At 62.8% G+C, this 19,646-nt stretch carries 20 protein-coding genes; 9 read left to right on the top strand and 11 right to left on the bottom strand.

Annotated features, from left to right (window positions below):
• Positions 1 to 34 precede the first annotated feature (34 nt).
• Positions 35 to 2,338, bottom strand: coding sequence for a DNA topoisomerase IV subunit A (locus tag D2N39_RS06015; RefSeq protein WP_119133836.1), 2,304 nt, complete (start codon positions 2,336 to 2,338; stop codon positions 35 to 37).
• Between the two features lie 139 nt (positions 2,339 to 2,477).
• Between D2N39_RS06015 and D2N39_RS06010 the strand changes: the two genes are divergently transcribed.
• From D2N39_RS06010 to D2N39_RS05985, 6 genes are all read left to right on the top strand, one after another.
• Complete coding sequence (locus D2N39_RS06010) at positions 2,478 to 2,963, top strand: SH3 domain-containing protein (RefSeq protein WP_119133835.1); 486 nt, start codon at positions 2,478 to 2,480, stop codon at positions 2,961 to 2,963.
• Between the two features lie 65 nt (positions 2,964 to 3,028).
• Positions 3,029 to 3,862 carry an SDR family NAD(P)-dependent oxidoreductase gene (locus D2N39_RS06005; protein ID WP_119133834.1) on the top strand — a complete coding sequence of 278 codons (834 nt, stop codon included), beginning with the start codon at positions 3,029 to 3,031 and terminating at the stop codon, positions 3,860 to 3,862.
• Positions 3,863 to 3,941: 79 nt separating this feature from the next.
• Positions 3,942 to 4,154 (top strand): twin transmembrane helix small protein, encoded by a 213-nt coding sequence (locus tag D2N39_RS06000; protein ID WP_119133833.1) that lies wholly within the window; start codon positions 3,942 to 3,944, stop codon positions 4,152 to 4,154.
• Positions 4,154 to 4,726, top strand: a complete 573-nt coding sequence (locus tag D2N39_RS05995; protein ID WP_119133832.1) for a cob(I)yrinic acid a,c-diamide adenosyltransferase — start codon at positions 4,154 to 4,156, stop codon at positions 4,724 to 4,726. Before D2N39_RS06000 ends, D2N39_RS05995 begins: the two co-directional genes overlap by 1 nt.
• A gap of 155 nt (positions 4,727 to 4,881) precedes the next feature.
• Positions 4,882 to 5,643, top strand: coding sequence for an electron transfer flavoprotein subunit beta/FixA family protein (locus D2N39_RS05990; RefSeq protein ID WP_119133980.1), 762 nt, complete (start codon positions 4,882 to 4,884; stop codon positions 5,641 to 5,643).
• Positions 5,643 to 6,569: an electron transfer flavoprotein subunit alpha/FixB family protein gene (locus tag D2N39_RS05985; protein ID WP_119133831.1), complete on the top strand. Its 927-nt coding sequence runs from the start codon at positions 5,643 to 5,645 to the stop codon at positions 6,567 to 6,569. Before D2N39_RS05990 ends, D2N39_RS05985 begins: the two co-directional genes overlap by 1 nt.
• Positions 6,570 to 6,617: 48 nt before the next feature.
• Here the strand turns inward: D2N39_RS05985 and D2N39_RS05980 are convergent, their stop codons facing one another.
• Positions 6,618 to 7,442, bottom strand: coding sequence for a DUF6473 family protein (locus tag D2N39_RS05980; protein WP_119133830.1), 825 nt, complete (start codon positions 7,440 to 7,442; stop codon positions 6,618 to 6,620).
• Positions 7,443 to 7,600: 158 nt separating this feature from the next.
• Between D2N39_RS05980 and D2N39_RS05975 the strand changes: the two genes are divergently transcribed.
• Positions 7,601 to 8,476 carry a 3-hydroxybutyryl-CoA dehydrogenase gene (locus tag D2N39_RS05975; RefSeq protein WP_119133829.1) on the top strand — a complete coding sequence of 292 codons (876 nt, stop codon included), beginning with the start codon at positions 7,601 to 7,603 and terminating at the stop codon, positions 8,474 to 8,476.
• A 3-nt stretch (positions 8,477 to 8,479) separates the two neighbouring features.
• Here the strand turns inward: D2N39_RS05975 and D2N39_RS05970 are convergent, their stop codons facing one another.
• From D2N39_RS05970 to D2N39_RS05940, 7 genes are read right to left on the bottom strand one after another with little or no spacing between them, the layout of a single operon-like run.
• On the bottom strand, positions 8,480 to 9,286 hold the full coding sequence (locus tag D2N39_RS05970) for a lysophospholipid acyltransferase family protein (RefSeq protein ID WP_119133828.1): 807 nt from the start codon (positions 9,284 to 9,286) through the stop codon (positions 8,480 to 8,482).
• A 59-nt stretch (positions 9,287 to 9,345) separates the two neighbouring features.
• Entirely contained in the window at positions 9,346 to 9,615 is a 270-nt protein-coding gene (locus D2N39_RS05965) for an HPr family phosphocarrier protein (RefSeq protein WP_119133827.1), read from the bottom strand.
• The gene (locus tag D2N39_RS05960; RefSeq protein ID WP_119133979.1) at positions 9,612 to 10,031 is read right to left on the bottom strand and encodes a PTS sugar transporter subunit IIA; all 420 of its coding nucleotides are present in this window, start codon (positions 10,029 to 10,031) and stop codon (positions 9,612 to 9,614) included. Before D2N39_RS05960 ends, D2N39_RS05965 begins: the two co-directional genes overlap by 4 nt.
• Positions 10,032 to 10,047: 16 nt before the next feature.
• On the bottom strand, positions 10,048 to 10,947 hold the full coding sequence (rapZ, locus tag D2N39_RS05955) for an RNase adapter RapZ (RefSeq protein WP_119133978.1): 900 nt from the start codon (positions 10,945 to 10,947) through the stop codon (positions 10,048 to 10,050).
• Positions 10,947 to 11,378: an HPr kinase/phosphorylase gene (locus tag D2N39_RS05950; protein WP_233557060.1), complete on the bottom strand. Its 432-nt coding sequence runs from the start codon at positions 11,376 to 11,378 to the stop codon at positions 10,947 to 10,949. The genes rapZ and D2N39_RS05950 overlap by 1 nt, the downstream gene beginning before the upstream one ends.
• Before the next feature lie 4 nt (positions 11,379 to 11,382).
• Positions 11,383 to 13,068 (bottom strand): sensor histidine kinase, encoded by a 1,686-nt coding sequence (locus D2N39_RS05945; protein WP_119133826.1) that lies wholly within the window; start codon positions 13,066 to 13,068, stop codon positions 11,383 to 11,385.
• Positions 13,069 to 13,077: 9 nt separating this feature from the next.
• Complete coding sequence (locus tag D2N39_RS05940; RefSeq protein WP_119133825.1) at positions 13,078 to 13,779, bottom strand: response regulator transcription factor; 702 nt, start codon at positions 13,777 to 13,779, stop codon at positions 13,078 to 13,080.
• Between the two features lie 351 nt (positions 13,780 to 14,130).
• Here D2N39_RS05940 and D2N39_RS05935 point away from each other — a divergent pair, with 351 nt between their 5' ends.
• Positions 14,131 to 15,729 carry a phosphoenolpyruvate carboxykinase gene (locus D2N39_RS05935; RefSeq protein WP_119133824.1) on the top strand — a complete coding sequence of 533 codons (1,599 nt, stop codon included), beginning with the start codon at positions 14,131 to 14,133 and terminating at the stop codon, positions 15,727 to 15,729.
• Between the two features lie 49 nt (positions 15,730 to 15,778).
• Here D2N39_RS05935 and D2N39_RS05930 read toward each other — a convergent pair whose 3' ends face one another.
• Complete coding sequence (locus tag D2N39_RS05930) at positions 15,779 to 16,546, bottom strand: sulfite exporter TauE/SafE family protein (protein ID WP_233557059.1); 768 nt, start codon at positions 16,544 to 16,546, stop codon at positions 15,779 to 15,781.
• A gap of 165 nt (positions 16,547 to 16,711) precedes the next feature.
• Here D2N39_RS05930 and D2N39_RS05925 point away from each other — a divergent pair, with 165 nt between their 5' ends.
• Entirely contained in the window at positions 16,712 to 18,376 is a 1,665-nt protein-coding gene (locus D2N39_RS05925) for an acyl-CoA dehydrogenase family protein (protein ID WP_119133823.1), read from the top strand.
• A gap of 42 nt (positions 18,377 to 18,418) precedes the next feature.
• Here the strand turns inward: D2N39_RS05925 and D2N39_RS05920 are convergent, their stop codons facing one another.
• Complete coding sequence (locus D2N39_RS05920) at positions 18,419 to 19,636, bottom strand: MFS transporter (protein WP_119133822.1); 1,218 nt, start codon at positions 19,634 to 19,636, stop codon at positions 18,419 to 18,421.
• Positions 19,637 to 19,646: the final 10 nt, after the last annotated feature.

Genomic DNA, 19,646 nt, shown 5'->3' with positions numbered 1-19,646 from the left:
CCCCGAGGGCAATGCGTCAACCGATTTCACCGCCTCAGTTGAAGCGGTTGTCCCGCGGGAAACCGCGCGGAGCCATGGCGCCGGTGGCAGCGCGCGCGCCCCTCCACTGGGTCAGATCGGTTTCCGTGCGGGTGCGTCCGGCCGGGTCTTTCCAGCTCAGCCCGTCAGAAAGCGTGAAGGTGGTGGCATCACTGAGGCCCCCGTCCTTATACTTTTGCAACCTCACGCCCTTGCCCTTGGCCATTTCCGGCAGGTCCGCCACGGGGAAAACCAGCAATTTGCGATTTTCGCCGACGACAGCGACATGATCACCATGGATGCGGCGGCACAGTGCGGTGCGCACGCCCTCCTTCACGGTCAGCACCTGCTTCCCCGCGCGGGTCTGCGCGACCACCTCGTCCGAGGGCACGACAAACCCGTCCCCGGCGGTGGAGGCGACCAGCAGTTTTTCACCCGCCCGCCAGACCATCAGATCGGTAATCCCGGCATCGTTCGGCAAATCGATCATCAGACGCACGGGTTCACCCATGCCGCGCCCGCCGGGCAGGTTGGCCCCCAGCAGCGTGTAGAAGCGACCATTGGCGCCAACGACCAGAATCCGGTCCGTCGTCTCGGCGTGGAAGATGAAGCGGCCCTCGTCGCCGTCCTTGAACTTCGCGTCGATGTCGAGCGGCTGGTGGCCCTTCATGGCCCGGATCCAGCCCATCTTGGAGCAGATCACCGTGATCGGCTCGCGCTCGATCATGGCCTCAAGCGGCACTTCCTCGACCTCGGCCATATCGGCAAAGGTGCTGCGACGGCGGCCCGCCTCAGTCGTCTTGCCGAATTGCACCTGCACCTCTGTCAGATCGCGGCCGATGCGTTGCCATTGCAGACCCGGATCGCCCAGAAGGGCCAAAAGATCTTCTCGCTCGGCGCGCAGCTCGTCCCGTTCGGCGACCAGTTCCATCTCTTCCAGCCGACGCAGACTGCGCAACCGCATGTTGAGAATGGCCTCGGCCTGCACTTCGGTCAGTTCACCCTTGCCGGGTTTCGGCGGCACATAATCAGCCTCCGATGTGGCCCGCCGGTGCTTCTTGCCCCAGCTTTCGGCCATCAACGCGGCCTTCGGGTCCTCGTCATAGCGGATGATGTCGATCACCCGGTCGAGGTGAAGGAAGGTGATGATGAAACCGTCAAGGATTTCAAGCCGATGGTCGATCTTCTCGATCCGGTGCTGGGTGCGACGGGTCAGAACCTCGCGCCGATGATCGAGGAAAGCGCGCAGCACATCCTTCAGGCTGCACACTTTCGGCACACGCCCGTCGATCAGCACGTTCATGTTCAGACTGAAGCGCACCTCCAGGTCGCTGTTCTTGAACAGCATCCCCATCAGCATGTCGGGGTCGATGGTGCGAACGCGGGGTTCCAGCACGATGCGCACATCCTCGGCGCTTTCATCGCGCACATCGGCCAGGGCAGGCACCTTCTTGGTGGTGATGACTTCGGCCAGACGCTCGATCAGCTTGGATTTCTGCACCTGATAGGGGATTTCGGTCACAACGATCTGCCACTGACCGCGGCCCAGATCCTCCACCGCCCAGCGGGCACGCAGACGAAAGGCCCCGCGTCCTGTGCGATAGGCATCCAGAATGCTGTCACGCGGCTCCACGATCACGCCGCCGGTCGGGAAATCGGGACCGGGAACCAGCCTCACCAGCTCCTCGTCCGTCACCTCGGGATCGGCAATCATGGCCTGACAGGCATCGACCAGTTCATGCAGGTTATGCGGCGGAATATTGGTCGCCATGCCAACCGCAATGCCACTGGCGCCATTGGCCAGCAGATTCGGGAAGGCCGAGGGCAGCACCGCGGGTTCTTCCAGACGGCCATCATAATTCGGGCGGAAATCGACGGCGGTTTCGTCGATCCCTTCCATCAGCGCTTCGGTCAGCGCAGTAATCCGCGCCTCGGTGTAGCGGCTGGCGGCGGCATTGTCGCCGTCGATGTTGCCAAAGTTGCCCTGCCCGTCCACCAGCGGGTAGCGCATGTTGAAATCCTGCGCCAGACGCACCATCGCATCATAGATCGCCGCGTCGCCATGAGGATGGAAATCCCCCATCGTATCGCCAGCGATCTTGGCCGATTTCAGAAACCCGCCGGTCGGGCTGAGCCTCAGCCGCCGCATCGCCCAGAGAATCCGCCGATGCACCGGCTTCAACCCGTCCCGCGCATCGGGCAGCGCCCGGTGCATGATGGTCGAAAGTGCATAGGTCAGATAGCGCTCGCCAATCGCGCGGCGCAGCGGCTCCGACACAGTGACGGGCTCGATCTTGGGGGTCTCGGGTTCCTTGCTCATGGATGTGGTGTAATCGCGGGCTGGCCGCCGGTCCAGCCGGATTTGCCGTCAGGGGGAAAACCGGCGCTTTTTTCCACACGAATCCGTAAACTTCTGTGATACTGCGGGCATGTCCGAGTGATTCAGGTTGGGATTTGTCATGCTTCGATTGCTGCTTCTTCTTTGCGCAGGGATGTTCGCTGTCCTGTTGATCGGCGGCGAGGATCACGGCCAGATGCGGCCCGGCCTGAGCGCTGAGGACAGCCATGCCGAAACCCCTGCCCCGCGGATCGTTCAAGCCGCAGAACCAGTAGCGATGGTCGAGACCGCCTCTTACACGCCCGAAACCCAGACACCGGCCCACGCCACCCATCTTCCTGTTGTGCTGCCGCTGATCAAGCCGGTGGCAGAATTGCCCGCCGTCGAAACCTCGGAGCCAGAGGCAGAGATCCGCTATGTCAGCGCCCGTGCGGTGAATGTGCGCGAAGGCCCCTCGACCGAGTTTCCCGTGGTCGAACGGCTGACCCGAGGCGAGGCGATCCGCGTGATGTGGGTAGAGGATAACGGCTGGGTCCGCATCGCCATCGAGGGGGATGGCATCGCTGGCTTTGTCTCGGGCGACCTGCTGACCGCAACCGCGCCATAAACCTCAAACGCATTGCATCGCGGGCGGCCAGACCCTACTCCGGGTAAAAAGACCCGGAGCAGCGCATGACATCCCCCCGCACCATCCTGATTACCGGCTGTTCCTCCGGCATTGGCTTGGATGCCGCGCGCGGCCTGAAAGCACGGGGTTGGCGAGTCTTTGCCACCTGCCGGCAAGAGGCCGATTGCGCCCGCCTGCGCGATGAAGGGCTGGAAAGTTTTGTTCTCGATTATTCCGACGAGGCCAGCATTGCCTCGGCCATAGAAGAGGTGAAAACGCGCACCGGCGGGCGGCTGGACGCGCTTTACAACAACGGCGCCTTTGCTTGCCCCGGCGCGACAGAAGACCTGCCTCGTGCCGCGCTGCGCGAGATTTTCGAGGTCAACCTGTTCGGCTATCACGACCTCAGCCGCCGGGTGATCCCGATGATGCGGGCGCAGGGCCGCGGAAGAATCGTCAACTGCTCCTCCGTGCTTGGTCTTGTCGGCATGAAATGGCGCGGCGCCTATGTCGCCACGAAATTCGCGCTCGAAGGGCTGACCGATGTGCTGCGCATCGAAATGAAGGGCACCGGAATCGAGGTGATCCTGATCGAGCCGGGCCCGATACCGACTCGTATCCGCCAGAACTCGATCCCGCATTTCGAAAAATGGATCGACTGGGAAAACTCGGCCCGTGCGGAGGAATACCGCACACTTCTGGGGCGGCTTTACAACGAACGCACCAAGCCCGACCTGTTCGAACAGCCCTGTTCCGCCGTCACCGCGAAACTGATCCACGCGCTGGAAAGCCCCCAGCCCCGGCCCCGCTACTACGTCACCAAGGCCACGCATCTGATGGGAACCGCGCGGCGCATCCTGCCGACGCGGATGCTGGACTGGCTGATCGCCAAGGGCTGAAATCGGGTGGGCGTCAAGAAAGCCCTCGCCTTTCGCGCCGGGGTCGCTACATCTGCAGCAAGTTCATGAAGGAAATGCCATGCTTCTGAAAGATCCGCTGTTCCTGCTGGCCGCCGCGGCAAGTTTTGTCGTTCTGATCGTGCTGATGATCGGCATCAGCGGCTTCGCCAAGGGCGGCGATTTCAACCGCAAACACGCCAACCGCCTGATGCGATACCGCATCATCGCGCAGGCGATTGCGGTGTTGCTGATCGTTCTGTTCGCCTGGCTGCACAAACGCGGAGGCATGTGATGGTTGTTCTGTCGAAAATCTACACCCGGACTGGCGACGCGGGACAGACCGCGCTTGGCAATGGCGTGCGTGTTGCGAAACATGATGCCCGTGTGCAGGCCTATGGCACTGTGGACGAAGCCAATTCGACCATCGGTCTGGCCCGGCTGCATGCGACTGGCGAGATGGACGAGGCTCTGAAGCGTATCCAGAATGACCTGTTCGACCTTGGCGCCGACCTGTGCCGCCCCGACATGGCGAAGGATCACGAAGCGGGATATGTGCCCCTGCGCATCATCGCCTCGCAAGTCACACGTCTGGAATCCGAGATCGACGCGATGAACACGAAGCTGGAGCCTCTGCGCAGCTTCATCCTGCCCGGCGGCAGCCCGCTGGCCGCGCATCTGCACCTGTGCCGGACTGTTTCGCGCCGGGCCGAACGGCTGGCGGTCGAGCTTGCAGGCGTCGAGGATGTGAACCCCGAAGCGGTGAAATACCTCAATCGCCTTAGCGACTGGTTCTTCGTGGCAGGCCGTATCGCCAACGATGACGGGCGCGCCGATATCCTGTGGGTTCCCGGCGCGTCACGGTGAGGACCGGAACACGCTGACCTAGCGTCAATGACGCGGCGTCGCGCGTCATCACCGCGTCGCTTTTGGATTGTTTTCCTGTTGCTGCACGGGCTAACAACACAGCGGAGAGCTTGGAAAGACCCCCATGGGGTCGGGAATCTGGGAGATTGCCGCTGATGAAGGTATTGGTGCCTGTCAAACGCGTGATTGACTACAACGTGAAGGTTCGCGTGAAGGCGGACGGGAGCGGGGTTGATCTTGCGAATGTGAAGATGTCGATGAACCCGTTTGACGAGATCGCCGTGGAAGAGGCGATCCGTCTGAAGGAAAAGGGGATCGCGTCCGAGATCGTCGTTGTGTCGATCGGGGTGAAGCAGGCGCAGGAGACGCTGCGGACAGCGCTGGCGATGGGCGCGGACCGGGCGATTCTGGTCGAGGCGGCCTCGGATGTGCATACCGACATCGAGCCGCTGGCGGTTGCGAAAATCCTCGCGGCCGTGGTGAAAGCCGAGGAGCCGGGTCTGGTTCTGGCCGGCAAGCAGGCGATCGACAACGACATGAACGCCACCGGCCAGATGCTGTCGGCGCTTCTGGGTTGGTCGCAGGCGACTTTCGCCAGCGAACTGGCAGTAGATGGCGACAGCGCGACAGTGACGCGCGAGGTCGATGGCGGGCTTCAGACCATCAAGGTGAAGCTGCCGACCGTGGTGACGGTTGACCTGCGCCTGAACGAACCGCGCTATGCCTCGCTTCCCAACATCATGAAAGCGAAGAAGAAGCCGCTGGAAGAAAAGACCGCCGCCGATTATGGCGTCGATGTCACCCCGCGCCTGACCGTGGTGAAAACCACCGAACCTGCGGGCCGGAAAGCGGGCGTAAAAGTCGGTTCGGTTGACGAACTGATTGCGAAACTGAAAGACGAAGCGGGGGTGATCTGATGGCTGTTCTCCTTCTGGCCGATGTGAACGGTGGCCAGCTTGCCACCGATTCGGTTGCGAAAACCCTGACGGCGGTGGCCGGTCTGGGCGAAGTCCACCTGCTCGTGGCCGGTCAGGGCGGCGATGCCGCTGCGACCGAAGCGGCAGGTCTGGCGGGCGTCTCGAAAGTGCTGTTCGCCGAAGGCCACGATTATTGTCACGGCATGGCCGAAGCGACCGCAGCACTGGTTGTGGGTCTGGCCGGTAGCTACACCCACGTCTGCGCCCCGGCGACGGCTGCGGCCAAGAACGTGCTGCCGCGCGTCGCCGCGCTGCTGGATGTGATGGTGCTGTCGGATGTGACCGCCGTGGTCGATGCCGACACGTTTGAACGTCCGATCTACGCGGGCAACGCGATCCAGACCGTGAAGTCCGGCGACAAGGTGAAGGTCTTCACCGTGCGCACTGCGGCTTTCGCGGCTGCGGGCACCGGTGGTTCCGCTGCGGTCGAGAAGATCTCGGGCGCCACTGCCGAAGGCCTGTCGAGCTGGGTCGAGGACAAGGTCGCGGCCTCGGACCGGCCGGAACTGACCTCGGCGAAGATCGTGGTCTCGGGCGGGCGCGGCGTCGGTTCGGAAGCCGATTTCGCGCTCATCGAGAAGCTGGCCGACAAGCTGGGCGCGGCTGTTGGCGCCTCGCGGGCCGCCGTCGATTCGGGCTATGCGCCGAACGACTGGCAGGTGGGTCAGACTGGCAAGGTTGTGGCACCTGCGCTTTACGTCGCCGTGGGTATCTCGGGTGCCATCCAGCATCTCGCTGGCATGAAGGACTCGAAGGTCATCGTCGCCATCAACAAGGACGAAGAGGCCCCGATCTTCCAGGTCGCGGACTATGGCCTCGTCGCCGACCTCTTCACTGCTGTCCCGGAAATGACCGACAAGCTCTGATCCGGTCACGAAGGTTTTGGATAGGCCGCGCCCATGGGCGCGGCCTTTTCATATGGTGCGGGTCAACATTGCCGCCACATGCGCCGCAACCTCCTCATGGGCCGCAGGGCCGGGCACAAGCTGCGCCACCGGCAAATCCAGCGGTGAAAACACCATTCCTGCTGTGCCCTGCGCCCGCGCCTCGGCGCTGATGACAATCTCAAGGCAATTTGCGACATCGGGTTGCAGCGCCGTCAGCATCGTGCGGGTGATCAGCAGCGGGTCGGCCGCCATATCCAACTCACCTTCCGGCAGCGGTTGCCCTTCACGAACCCAGAGCAAGGTGACCGGGACAGCCAGCACCTCGATCAATTCACGCATACGCGCCAGCCAGACGGCGCGCAGTTCTGCCACCACACGTTCAAACCGGCCCGGCGAGACTTTGCGCAATTCGGTCAGCATATGCCGGGTAAAATTGATTTCGGTAAAATCGACCTCTCGAAACAGGGCGCGCAGCAAGGGACGTGCGGTCAGGAAACGGTCATTGCGACGCGGATGCACCCGATAATAGCGGTTGTTCAGATTCTGCGCGCCCAGAACCTGAAGCACCACCGCCTCAGCCCCCGCCGCGATGGCCAATACCTCGGCATCGCCGAGATAGGCATCCAGCCCGGCATTCGGCATCCCGAGGTTCACCACGCGCCGCCCCGTCGCCTCTGCCACAAGGGCCGGATACGGCCGTTCGACGAATTTGCCATAGGTCATCGTTCCGCCGAGCATGGCGACATACGGCTGGTCAAGCCGCTGCGGCGGTCCCCGGAACATCAGTTTGGACGCGCCATATTGACATGGCGCATAATCCGGCGCCCCCGCGCCCGGATCTGCATAGGCCATAGCACCCACCCATTTTCTTTCACCCAAGTCCAGATTGCGCCCGAGTCCTTGCCAAACCGCTAAACACGGCATTCGCCTCAAATTTCAGACATTCGTTCCCGACTTGCGCCTGTCACATTCCCGCGCATAAGGTTCCGATGACATAGGTGGAGGCGTGAATGACAATCGAGACGGTGGGCGTGATCGGCGCCGGGCAGATGGGCAACGGGATCGCGCATGTGTTTGCGCTGGCAGGCTACGAGGTGCTGCTGAACGACATCAGCGCAGAAAGCCTTGAGAAGGCGGTTTCCACCATCGACAAAAACCTTGAACGGCAGGTCGGCCGCGGCAAGGTTTCGGCAGAGGACAAGGCCGCCGCCATGGCCCGTATCAAGACCACGCTGACGCTGACCGATCTGGGACAGACCGATCTGGTGATCGAGGCCGCCACCGAACGCGAAACGGTGAAGCAGCAGATCTTCGACGCGCTGCTGCCGCATCTGAAACCGACGACGATCCTGACATCGAACACCTCGTCCATCTCCATCACACGGCTGGCCAGCCGCACGGACCGGCCGGAAAAGTTCATGGGGTTCCACTTCATGAACCCGGTGCCGGTGATGCAGCTGGTGGAATTGATCCGTGGCATCGCCACCGACCAGCCGACCTACGAGGCACTGCTGGCCGTGGTGAATCGCCTTGGCAAGACCGCCGCCTCGGCCGAGGATTTCCCGGCCTTCATCGTGAACCGCATTCTGGTGCCGATGATCAACGAGGCGGTCTATACGCTCTATGAAGGGGTCGGCAACGTCCGGTCAATCGACGAATCCATGAAACTCGGCGCCAATCACCCGATGGGGCCGCTGGAGCTTGCGGATTTCATCGGGTTGGACACCTGCCTTGCCATCATGAACGTGCTGCACGACGGACTGGCCGATACCAAATACCGCCCCTGCCCGCTGCTGACGAAATATGTCGAGGCGGGCTGGCTCGGCCGCAAATCCGGCCGGGGGTTCTATGACTATCGTGGCGAGGTGCCGGTGCCGACGCGCTGAGCGTCAGGCACCAAGGTCGAGGGTCAACTGTCGCAGCCACGCAAGGAAGCCGCGCGGGTTGCCCTCCCACTCTTTCAGGGCCTCGGGCGGGATCGGCTGCCCGATAAAGGGGCGTTGCGGCTTGAACAGCGCGCGCTTGATTTCATAAAGCAGCAGCCCCTGCCGCAGCGTCGCTGACAGCTTGTCGGCGATCTGATAGGCGCGGCTGTTCTGCCCGGTGAAATGGATCGGCACCACCGTCGCCCCGGATCGCATGATCATCTTGTGGGTGAAGGGGTTCCATTCCGGCTCGATCGCCCGGCCGAACCAACCCTCGGATACCGCCACCTTGCCCGCCGGGAACAGAATCACCAACCCGCCGCGCTTCAGATGCGCCATGGTCTGCGCCCGCATCTCCAGCCCCGCCTCGCGCGCATTTTCCTCATGCGGGAAGGGGACCGGAATCATGAATTCCTCGATCTCGGGGATGCCGGTCAAAAGCGAGCGTGTCAGGATCTTGAAATCCGGCCGGACGCGCGAAACCATTTCGGCCATCACCATGCCGTCGACCAGACCATGCGGATGGTTGGCCACCACGACGACCGGGCCGGTCGCGGGGATGCGGGTGATCTCCTCGGGCGGGGTCTGGATCTCGATCCCCATCTGGCGGATCGCCTTGGGCCAGAACGGAGCGCCGAAGGGCGCTCCCGAACGCTCGAACTGGCGGATCAGCCGCAGCAGGGTAATCTTGGCGGTCCCCCATTCGATCGCGCGAATGGTGCCTGCCTTGAAAGGGTTGGTGAAAGTGCCCGCATAGGACAGGCGGCGCATGTCATACTGACGCTCGGCAGTGGGGCGCGGTGTCGGTCCGGTCACGTCGGGATGTCCCGTCACCTGTCTTCGCCGAAACGGTTGGCGACAAGCGCTGACAGCGCCTCGAACAAGGCGTCGGCCTCCGGCCCTTCCGTGACAACAGAAATCGACGTGCCCCGCGAGGCGCCAAGCATCAGAAGACCCATGATGGAGTCTCCGGAAACCGTCATCCCGTCTTTCGATACCTCGGCCCGCGCGTCATGTTCCTCGACGCACTCCACAAACTTGGCAGAAGCGCGGGCATGCAGCCCCTTTTCGTTGACGATGCGCAACTCGCGGTTGGTCATGCATTTCCCCCCTGTCCGGGTGTCGGTTCACCGCCCAGATCAAGGCTGTTGATATACTTCCGACCCGCGTCGAGCGCCAGACTTACCGCCTCGGCAAGCGGAAGGTCGCGCGATTTGGTCAGCTTGATCAGCATGGGCAGGTTCGCGCCGTAAAGGATGCGGCGGTTGCGCGCGGCACAGGCAGGAAGCGACAGATTCGATGGCGAACCGCCAAACATGTCGGTCACCACCACGACCCCCTCGCCACGATCCACCGCATCGGCAGCCGCGCAGATCTCTGCCGACTTTGCGCCGCGGTCGTGGTCGTCCTCAATGGCGATGGCGCTCATCGCCTGCTGTTCCCCCACGACATGCTGGACGGCGGCGAGATACTCCCGCGCCAGACCGCCGTGTGCCACGATCACAATACCGATCAAACCCCGATCACCCAGATCATTGCGGTCGCCCCCCGGCGGACCGCCTTTCAAGTTCCCTGTGTCGTTTTGACACCGGCCAGCCGGCTTCTGCAAGTGCATTGGCCATGAATTCCGCAACGGCGACAGAGCGATGTTGCCCGCCAGTGCAGCCGAAACCGATGCTCAGATGCGCCTTACCCTCGGCCGTCTGCTCCGGCAGAAGAAACAGGATGAGGTCACGCAACTTTATCGTGTATTCCTCAAAACGTGGATCGTCGGCAACAAAGGCAGCAACAGGCTTGTCCCGGCCATCCAGCGGGCGCAATTCGGCCTGCCAGTGTGGATTGTTAAGAAATCGGCAATCAAAGATCATGTCCAGCCCCCGCGGCACCCCCCGCTTGTAGCTGAAGCTCTGCAACGAGACGGCAAGCCCTGGCGCGCCTTCGCGCCGGAACCATTCCGCAATCTCGGCCTTCAGGTCATGGGGGGACATTTCGGTCGTATCGATCAGGTGATCGGCACGCACGCGAATCGGACTCAGCAGGTCGATCTCGCGGTCGATCCCCTGCGCAGGCGTTTCCGCCACCGCCAGCGGATGTCGGCGGCGCGTTTCAGAATAGCGGCGGATCAGCTCGGTCGGCGCGCAATCAAGGTAAAGCAGTTCCAGATCAACCTGCGGATCGGCGGTCAGTGTATCGACAAGCTCGATCAGCGCAGTCGCATTGAATTCGCGGTTGCGCACATCAATCCCCAAGGCGATGGGTCGCCCCAGCGGCGGACCGTCGATCACCCGCGGAATGAGGCTCAGGGGCAGGTTGTCGATGACCTCATAGCCAAGATCTTCCAGCGCGTCGATCGCGGTGGACCGCCCGGCCCCCGAAGGCCCGGTGACCAGAACGATCCGAAATTCACCCTGTTTGGCGGTGGCGCCGTCCATCATCCAACCCTTCCTCCACCCCGCAGCCATTGCAGAAGCGCAGTTTCAAGATGAGGGTTGCCCGCACCGGACACAAGATCGAGCGTGCAGCCAAGCACGGGGATGTGTCGGAATGGCGGCAGGCGGTCCGGCTCTTTGCGCGCAAGATCGACGACCAGCACAAGCAGGGTCTCTGCCAGAAAATCCGCGCGCAAAAGGCCTACCCCGCGCGCTTCGATCATACCGGCAAGACGCTCGGGAGCGGAAGCGACAACGCCGCTGCCCGCACGACGCAAACGCACCTGATCATCGGCAACGAGTGTTGCCCCCGTGGCGATCAGCTTCAACGCAAGGGTGGACTTGCCACTGCCCGACGGGCCGAGGATCAGAAGACCGCGCCCGCCCAGAGCCACGCAGGAGCCATGGACAAGATCGGCCGTCAGCCCCCCCACATCATCAGACCGGCAGGCCGACGACAAAGCGCGCGCCCAGCGGTTCGGAGGTCAGGTCTGCATCGGTTGGCCGGATGTTCTCGGCCCAGATCACGCCACCATGGGCTTCGACGATCTGCTTGGAAATCGCAAGCCCAAGACCGGAGTGATTACCGAAATCACCCTGCGGCCGTTCAGAATAGAAGCGCTTGAAAACCTTGGTCAAGGCCGCCTCGGGAATGCCCGGTCCGGTGTCTTCCACCACCACCAACACACGATTGTCGCGCCGCCGCGCCCAGACGCGCACGGCATCACCTTCCTCGCAGAAGGAAATCGCATTGGTGATCAGATTGACGAAAACCTGTGCCAGACGGCCCTCCAGCCCGCGGATCACGATGGGATCGGCCGGCAGGTCGGTGATGAACTCAACCTTCCGCGCGACGGCCTCCTGCGACAGGTATTCCGTCAGGTTCGACAGCGTCTTCAGAAGATTGAATTCCTCCTCGTCTTCCTTGACCAGTTCGCTGTCCAGCCGCGAGGCATTTGAAATGTCGCTGACCAGACGGTCCAGCCTGCGCACGTCATGGTCAATCACCTCCAGCAGGCGAACGCGCTGATCGTCGCGCTTCGCCAGATGCAGCGAGGCGACGGCCGAGCGCAGGCTGGCCAGCGGATTCTTGATCTCATGCGCCACGTCGGCGGCGAACTGTTCGTTCGCGTCGATCCGGTCGTAAAGCGCCGCCACCATGCCACGCATGGCGATGGACAGGCGCCCGATTTCATCGGGACGCGCGGTCAGGTCGGGGATACGCACCCGACCCGGCGCCATCTTGCGCGCGTCGCGGTCACGCCCCAGCTCGGCCGCTGTCGCCAGATCGTTCAGCGGATTGGCGATGGTCGAGGCCAGCACGAGGCTAAGCCCGACTGACACCAGCAAGGCAATGACGAACATCTGCAAGACCTGTTCGCGCTCGGACCGGACCAGCCGGTCAATCTCCCCCTCTGCCGAGGTCAGGGCCAGCACCCCGACAACCGCGCCGTCCTGCCGGATCGGTGTCGCCACAGAAAAGACGGTGCCCCCTTCAGGCGCGCGGGCCGTATTGACCGCCGTTTCACCGGCCTGGGCGGCTGGCAACAGCGCCCGTGCCAGCGTTTCGCCGTCGGGAGCGCGCGTCAGGGGTTCCTGCGTGGTCAGCAGGTTGGAAACCCAATCCCATGACCTGTTCAGAAAATCGGTGATGATGGTCGCCCGCGCATCTTCGACAATCGGCTGTGCGGTGCCGCGGCCCTGAGCGATCACCGCGCCGGACGCGTCGAAGACGTGCAGTTCCACCCCCGGTCCGAGGTGCGGTGCCACCGGCAGCGCGGCATCCAGAATACCGCCATCGGCCAGTCGGGCCTCGAACACCCGCGCGGACAGCTGCGCCTCGGTCACTAGACCCTGTTCGCGTTGCAATACCAAGCTGTCGCGGAACGGGTTCAGGAACAGCACCCCCGCCACCATGATGACCAGCGCCATCATGTTGAAGATCACGATTTTGCGGGCCAGCGGTGAGTGATTCAGCGCCACGAGGCCTCTGCGGGATGTGCGCGCACGCAATTCCTGCTCCGCCAAAGCCTCCGGCGTCTCCCAATCCTCACCGATCAGCACCTCGCTGTTGCGCGGGATGCTGTTCTTTCGGTCGGTCCCGATCCGCTGCGCGACGGTCATGGCCGGCGCTCACTCCTCGTTATAGCGGTAGCCGATGCCATACAGCGTTTCGATCGCCGCGAAATCGGGATCGGCCGCGCGCATCTTCTTGCGCAAACGCTTGATATGGCTGTCGATCGTGCGGTCATCGACATAGACCTGATCGTCATAGGCGACATCCATCAGCTGATCGCGGCTTTTCACGAAGCCCGGACGCTGTGCAAGGGCCTGAAGCAGCAGGAATTCGGTCACGGTCAGCGACACGTCCTGGCCCTTCCAGGCGACGGCATGGCGCAGCGGATCCATTCGCAGGTTCCCGCGTTCCATGATCTTGTTTTCCTCGGTCACAGCGACCTCGCCAGTCGCAATCACCTCTTGCCGCCGCAGAAGCGCGCGGATGCGCTCCACCAGAAGCCGCTGGCTGAATGGCTTCTTCACATAGTCATCGGCGCCCATTCGCAGGCCCAGAACCTCGTCGATCTCGTCATCCTTGGAAGTGAGAAAGATCACAGGCATGGTGGTTTTCTGGCGCAGACGCTGCAACAGATCCATACCATCCATCCGCGGCATCTTGATGTCCAGAACCGCCATGTCCGGCAGGCGGCGGTTGAAGGCATCAAGGGCAGACTGGCCATCATTATAGGTTTCAACCTCGAAGCCTTCAGCTTCGAGAGTCATGGAAACCGACGTCAGGATATTCCTGTCGTCGTCCACAAGGGCGATCCTGGACATCTAGGTTTTTCCTGTACTGCTCGTTGTTGTTATGAATTTTTCTAACATTGTCCTTTTTCCTTGCACGAGAATCAACAGAAAATGACGAATCATCCCCGCGACGACCTCAGCCTGCACCTGAAAGGTTCAAGGAATGACTAATATGTCTCACCTCGCAGGCACGACGACAAATGGTTGCGCTAAACCGCACTTGGTTGCGCTAACCATTGCAAAGGGCGCTGTTCCGTCACGAAACGGTCGTGTTATAGCGCGGATGTCGCCCCGCCCGTCCGGGCCGACCGGTAGCCTTTTGGCCCTGGCTGCCGACATGAACCTGAAGACGCCGTAGCTGCGGCACCGGGAGCTTGCACAATGACGCATGGACGCGTGAACCCCAGCCAAACGCTGGAAACCCAAGGCATAAGCGGTCTGGGAACGGTCTATTACAACTTCATCGAGCCGGCGCTTGTCGAAGCGGCGGTGCAGCGCGGCGAAGGGCGTCTGGGCAAGGGCGGGGCATTTCTCTGCACCACCGGCCAGTTCACCGGACGTTCGCCCAAGGACAAGCATGTCGTGCGGACCCCTGGCGTGGAAAACACGATCTGGTGGGAAAACAACGCGCCGATGGCGCCGGACGCCTTCGACCGCCTTCATGCCGACATGCTGGAACACATGAAGGGCGGCGACTATTTCGTTCAGGACCTCTATGCCGGGGCCGACCCCGAGCATCGGCTGGATGTGCGCGTCGTCACAGAACTCGCCTGGCATGGCCTGTTCATCCGTCACCTGCTGCGCCGCCCGGACCGGGCCGAGCTTGACAGCTTCGTCCCGGAATTCACCATCATCAACTGCCCGAGCTTCAAGGCCGATCCGGCGAAGCACGGTTGCCGCTCGGAAACCGTGATCGCGCTGAACTTCGAAAAGAAGCTCATCCTGATCGGCAATACCGCCTATGCCGGTGAAAACAAGAAATCGGTCTTCACCCTGCTGAACTACATCCTGCCCGAAAAGGGTGTGATGGCGATGCACTGCTCGGCCAACCATGCGATCGGCAACCCGGAAGATACCGCCGTGTTCTTCGGCCTGTCCGGCACCGGTAAGACTACCCTCTCGGCCGATCCGTCGCGCATCCTGATCGGCGATGACGAACATGGCTGGTCGGAAAAGGGCACCTTCAACTTTGAAGGCGGCTGCTACGCCAAGACGATCAACCTCTCGGCCGAAGCCGAGCCGGAAATCTATGGCACCACCTCGAAGTTCGGCACCGTGATCGAGAACATGGTCTACGATCCCGAGACGCTGGAACTGGATTTCGATGATGCCAGCCTGACGCAGAACATGCGCTGCGCCTACCCGCTGGATTACATCTCGAACGCCTCTGACAATGGCATGGGCGGCCATCCGAAGAACGTGATCATGCTGACCTGCGATGCGTTCGGCGTGCTGCCGCCCATCGCGCGGCTGACGCCCGCGCAGGCGATGTATCACTTCCTGTCGGGCTTCACCTCGAAGACGCCGGGAACCGAGCGTGGCGTAACCGAGCCGACCCCGACCTTCTCGACCTGCTTCGGTGCGCCCTTCATGCCGCGTCGGCCCGAGGTCTATGGCAAGCTGCTGCAAGAAAAGATCGCGCAGCACGGCGCCGAATGCTGGCTGGTGAACACCGGCTGGACCGGCGGCAAGCACGGCACCGGCAAGCGCATGCCGATCAAGGCGACCCGCGCACTGCTGACCGCCGCGCTGGACGGCTCGCTTTCCAAGGTCGAATTCCGCAAGGACCCGAACTTCGGCTTCGAGGTGCCGGTTTCGGTGCCGGGTGTCGATGCGACCCTGCTGAACCCGCGCGAAACCTGGGCTGATCAGGCCGCTTATGACGCGCAGGCCGCCAAGCTGGTGTCAATGTTCGCGGAAAACTTCGGGCAATATGTGCCCTATATCGACCAGGACGTGAAGGCCGCCGCCATCGGCTGAGAACTTCGCACCGATCTTAAGGAAAGGCCCGCCGCGCTGGCGGGCCTTTTCACATGATGGCCCTACGCATCAGATTGGCGCCGGTCAGCACCAGAAGCACCAGCGTCCACCAACGGAATCGCTGCTGATCCAGCCGGTCCTGCACCCATTGGCCCGCAACCATCCCCAGAACCGAGGGCAGGATCAGCGCCATCGAAAACGGCAATGTCCGCGCATTCAGCACCCCCGATTGCAGATGCGCCGTTGTCAGCACCACTGCGCCGATCAGGAAAATCACGCCCTGCACCCGCACCATCTCGCGCTTGTCGGCCCCGACCGACAGCAGGAATACCAGAACAGGAGGCCCCCAGACCCCCGAAATTCCGCCATAAAGCCCACCCACCATGCCAAAGGCCCATTCGGCGCGGTTGCGGTGGTGCAAGTTGAGCGCGAGGCTGCGCCCGGCAAGCTGCACCAGCGCAAACAAGGTGATCGGCAGGCCAAGGCAGAACAGGAACAGATCTTGCGGGATGACCCGCACGAATTGCGCCGAAATGACGATGAAGACCACAGTCGCCGTGATCATCCGCCAATAGGCGCGGCAGGACACCAGCGCTGCTTGCCAGCCCTGCCGGAACGCCTGCCCAAGATTGGCCACCACAGTCGGCAGGATCAGACCTGCGAGCGCAAGCTCGGGCGGCAGGAAACTGGAAAAGGCCGAGATCATGATCATCGGCATCGCAAAACCGATGGCCCCTTTTACGAAGCCCGCGAACAGCGTGACCGCCATCGCGGCCCAGAACACCCCCGCCACCTGCCCCGCCATCAGGAAATCCATGCCTGCCCTCCTGTTTGTCTCTGCTTATCCGCTGACCGCGGCAACTGCACGGGCTATTCGGATGCGACATTTTCCTACGCACAATACGCATGCTTTGAATTTTTGTTGCGCTGCAATTGCGAAAGGATTAGGTCTTTCGCATCCGCAGAACCTCGAGGAATCGCCATGCCGCATGATGGACAAGCCGCGCCGAATTCGCCCCGTCTCGCCGATCTGACGGCGCTGACCGCTGCCGCCCTGCCTGAGGTTGAGGCACTGTTCACCGACGCGCGCGAGGTGCTGCGTGCCCGCGTGACCGTCGGCGGCAAGATTTCCGCCGCCGCGCTGGAAACCGAACAATGCGCCGCCCATACGCTTAGCTGGCTGGCAACCTACATCGAAAGCCTGCGCCAGCTGAACGCCTGGGCTGCGCGCCTGTCTGAACAGGGCAGCTTCGGCGAGATGGAGGCGCTGCTGCTTCAGATCGGCTTCGGCGAGTATCTGTCTCAACTCGCGGGCGGCATTCCGATGTCGCAGAACGAAACCGCGCGCTTGTCCGACCTCGGGTTGCACTGGGTTCCGGGCGAGGCCGCGCAACGCCTGATGGCCAGCGGCAACAACCCCGCCGCACGGGCCGCGCTGGTCGCGTTGATGCGCGACAATCATGGTCGCGCCACCTTCGGTGCCACCGGCCTTGAAGAAGAGCTGGAAATGATCCGCGACCAGTTCCGCCGCTTCGCCGACGAACAGGTCATCCCCAACGCGCATGACTGGCACCTGAAGGATGAGCTCATCCCGATGGACATCGTCGAGGCGCTGGCCGAAATGGGCGTCTTCGGCCTGACCATCCCAGAGGAATTCGGCGGCTTCGGACTGTCCAAGGCATCGATGGTGGTGGTGTCGGAAGAACTGTCCCGCGGCTATATCGGTGTCGGCAGCCTTGGCACGCGGTCGGAAATCGCAGCCGAGTTGATCCTCTGCGGCGGCACGCCCGAACAGAAGGCGCAATGGCTGCCGAAACTCGCCAGCGGCGAGATCCTGCCCACCGCCGTCTTTACCGAGCCGAATACTGGCTCCGACCTCGGCAGCCTGCGCACCCGCGCCGTCCGCACCGAGGACGGCTGGGAGGTTACCGGCAACAAGACGTGGATCACCCATGCCGCGCGCGCTCATGTGATGACGCTGCTGGCACGCACCGACCCCGACACGACTGACTGGCGCGGCCTGTCGATGTTCCTTGCCGAAAAGACCCCCGGCACCGACGAAAACCCCTTCCCCACCCCCGGCATGACCGGCGGCGAGATCGAGGTTCTGGGCTATCGCGGCATGAAGGAATACGAACTCGGCTTCGACGGGTTCAAGGTGAAGGCCGAAAACCTGCTGGGCGGCCAGCCCGGTCAGGGGTTCAAGCAACTGATGCAGACGTTTGAAAGCGCCCGCATCCAGACCGCCGCCCGCGCCATCGGCGTGGCGCAATCGGCGCTGGAAACCGGCATGCGCTACGCCGAGGATCGCAAGCAATTCGGCAAGGCGCTGATCGAGTTTCCGCGCGTGGCGGGCAAGCTCGCCATGATGGCCGTCGAAATCAACATCGCCCGGCAGCTGACCTACTACAGCGCCTGGCAGAAGGACCACGACAAGCGCTGCGACCTTGAGGCGGGCATGGCCAAGCTGCTGGGCGCGCGCGTGGCATGGGCCTCGGCCGACAATGCGCTGCAAATCCACGGCGGCAACGGTTTTGCGCTGGAATACCAGATCAGCCGCATCCTTTGCGACGCGCGCATCCTGAACATCTTTGAAGGGGCCGCCGAGATTCAGGCCCAAGTCATCGCCCGTCGTCTGCTGGACTGACGGGATGAGAGCGGGCGTCGCCGGATGGCCCCTGGCGACGCCTCAGACCCCGCCTCGGGATGGCCGCGCCGCCCCGAGGCGGGGATGCAATCGACCCGCAATTGCAAAGGCCACCACAAACCCCAGACCGCTGGCCAAGAACACCCCCGACAGCGGGGCCACCAGCAGCACCGCCCATGCCACCCCCGGAGTCACGACGCCGGAAACGTCGCGAAAACTGGAGTAGACGGCCGCCATCTCCACCCGCTCGGACGGTTTGACCGACAGCATGAAGGGCAACCCGCCCGCAGCGTCCAGAGTCACCAACCCGATAGACCCCGCCAGCAGGCACCCGACCGTGACCCAGGGCCAGCCCGCCAGCAACCCGGCGGCCGAGAAGGTGATCATGCACAGGGCAAAGGCCCCGCGCACGGTGCGCCGCACCGAATGTCGCTGCACGAAACGCAGCATCAGCGGCGTCAGGAACAGCAGCCCGTTCGACAGCGACAGCGCGACCCCGCCCACCTTGTCCCCAAGACCTACCTCGATGCAGAAGATCGGCAGATAGACGACATAGACCCACCAACCGCAACTCCGCAGCACAGCGAAAAGCCAACCGGCAATCAGCCGGGGTTGGCGGGAGAACCGCCCCAGATAGGCCAGCGGGTTGATGGCCGGGCCGCGCGCCCGCTGGATCTGCTTGCCATTGCCCAGACGCAGGACCCAGAAGGTAACCAGCAGTGCGATGGCGAATCCGCCCGCGATGAGGAAGGGCAAGGGCCGCCATGCCTCCCGCAGCCAGACGCCGAACAAGGGGCCGAGAGCCCAGGGGGCGGCGGCATAGACCATCTGAAGGCTCTGTGTCCGTCCCAGATCTGCCCTTGCGACATAATCCAGCACATAGGCATTGAAGCACACGAAGCAGGTCGCCGTTGCCAAAGCCATCGCCAGCAAGGCCAACGGCACCGCCACAGGCCCGCCGGTCAGCGCGAGGCTCATCGCCAGCAGATAGGCCAATGCCCCCGCCGTATAGACCCAGCGACGCGGCACAAAACGCGTGGCCCATGGGACCATCAGCCCCCAGATCATCGAGATAAGCCCGACCACAAAATACGCACGACTGACTGCCGCCGCATCCTGAAGCGCCTCATACATAACCAGTGGCATGACCGAGATCAGCGTGCCCCGCACCGCAGCCTCCAGCCCGGCCAGCAATGCGAAATTCTGGATCCGCGGCGTCGGTGAATGCCGCAGGAACAGCGGTATGTATTTATTGGCCATTGTCGTCTCC

The sequence above is a fragment of the Gemmobacter lutimaris genome, from assembly GCF_003570715.1.
Taxonomy (GTDB): domain Bacteria; phylum Pseudomonadota; class Alphaproteobacteria; order Rhodobacterales; family Rhodobacteraceae; genus Gemmobacter; species Gemmobacter lutimaris.
This window is presented reverse-complemented; position numbering and strand designations above follow the sequence as displayed.

Coding starts and splice junctions, on each gene's coding strand:
- D2N39_RS05995 (WP_119133832.1), top strand. CDS start 4,154: ATGGTTGTTCTGTCGAAAATCTACACCCGGACTGGCGACGCGGGACAG.
- D2N39_RS05940 (WP_119133825.1), bottom strand. CDS start 13,779: ATGTCCAGGATCGCCCTTGTGGACGACGACAGGAATATCCTGACGTCG.
- D2N39_RS05980 (WP_119133830.1), bottom strand. CDS start 7,442: ATGGCCTATGCAGATCCGGGCGCGGGGGCGCCGGATTATGCGCCATGT.
- D2N39_RS06010 (WP_119133835.1), top strand. CDS start 2,478: ATGCTTCGATTGCTGCTTCTTCTTTGCGCAGGGATGTTCGCTGTCCTG.
- D2N39_RS05945 (WP_119133826.1), bottom strand. CDS start 13,068: ATGACCGTCGCGCAGCGGATCGGGACCGACCGAAAGAACAGCATCCCG.
- D2N39_RS06005 (WP_119133834.1), top strand. CDS start 3,029: ATGACATCCCCCCGCACCATCCTGATTACCGGCTGTTCCTCCGGCATT.
- D2N39_RS05990 (WP_119133980.1), top strand. CDS start 4,882: ATGAAGGTATTGGTGCCTGTCAAACGCGTGATTGACTACAACGTGAAG.
- D2N39_RS05920 (WP_119133822.1), bottom strand. CDS start 19,636: ATGGCCAATAAATACATACCGCTGTTCCTGCGGCATTCACCGACGCCG.
- D2N39_RS05970 (WP_119133828.1), bottom strand. CDS start 9,286: ATGCGCCGCCTGTCCTATGCGGGCACTTTCACCAACCCTTTCAAGGCA.
- D2N39_RS05935 (WP_119133824.1), top strand. CDS start 14,131: ATGACGCATGGACGCGTGAACCCCAGCCAAACGCTGGAAACCCAAGGC.
- D2N39_RS05975 (WP_119133829.1), top strand. CDS start 7,601: ATGACAATCGAGACGGTGGGCGTGATCGGCGCCGGGCAGATGGGCAAC.
- D2N39_RS05985 (WP_119133831.1), top strand. CDS start 5,643: ATGGCTGTTCTCCTTCTGGCCGATGTGAACGGTGGCCAGCTTGCCACC.
- D2N39_RS05925 (WP_119133823.1), top strand. CDS start 16,712: ATGCCGCATGATGGACAAGCCGCGCCGAATTCGCCCCGTCTCGCCGAT.
- D2N39_RS05930 (WP_233557059.1), bottom strand. CDS start 16,546: ATGGATTTCCTGATGGCGGGGCAGGTGGCGGGGGTGTTCTGGGCCGCG.
- D2N39_RS05965 (WP_119133827.1), bottom strand. CDS start 9,615: ATGACCAACCGCGAGTTGCGCATCGTCAACGAAAAGGGGCTGCATGCC.
- rapZ (WP_119133978.1), bottom strand. CDS start 10,947: ATGGACGGCGCCACCGCCAAACAGGGTGAATTTCGGATCGTTCTGGTC.
- D2N39_RS06015 (WP_119133836.1), bottom strand. CDS start 2,338: ATGAGCAAGGAACCCGAGACCCCCAAGATCGAGCCCGTCACTGTGTCG.
- D2N39_RS06000 (WP_119133833.1), top strand. CDS start 3,942: ATGCTTCTGAAAGATCCGCTGTTCCTGCTGGCCGCCGCGGCAAGTTTT.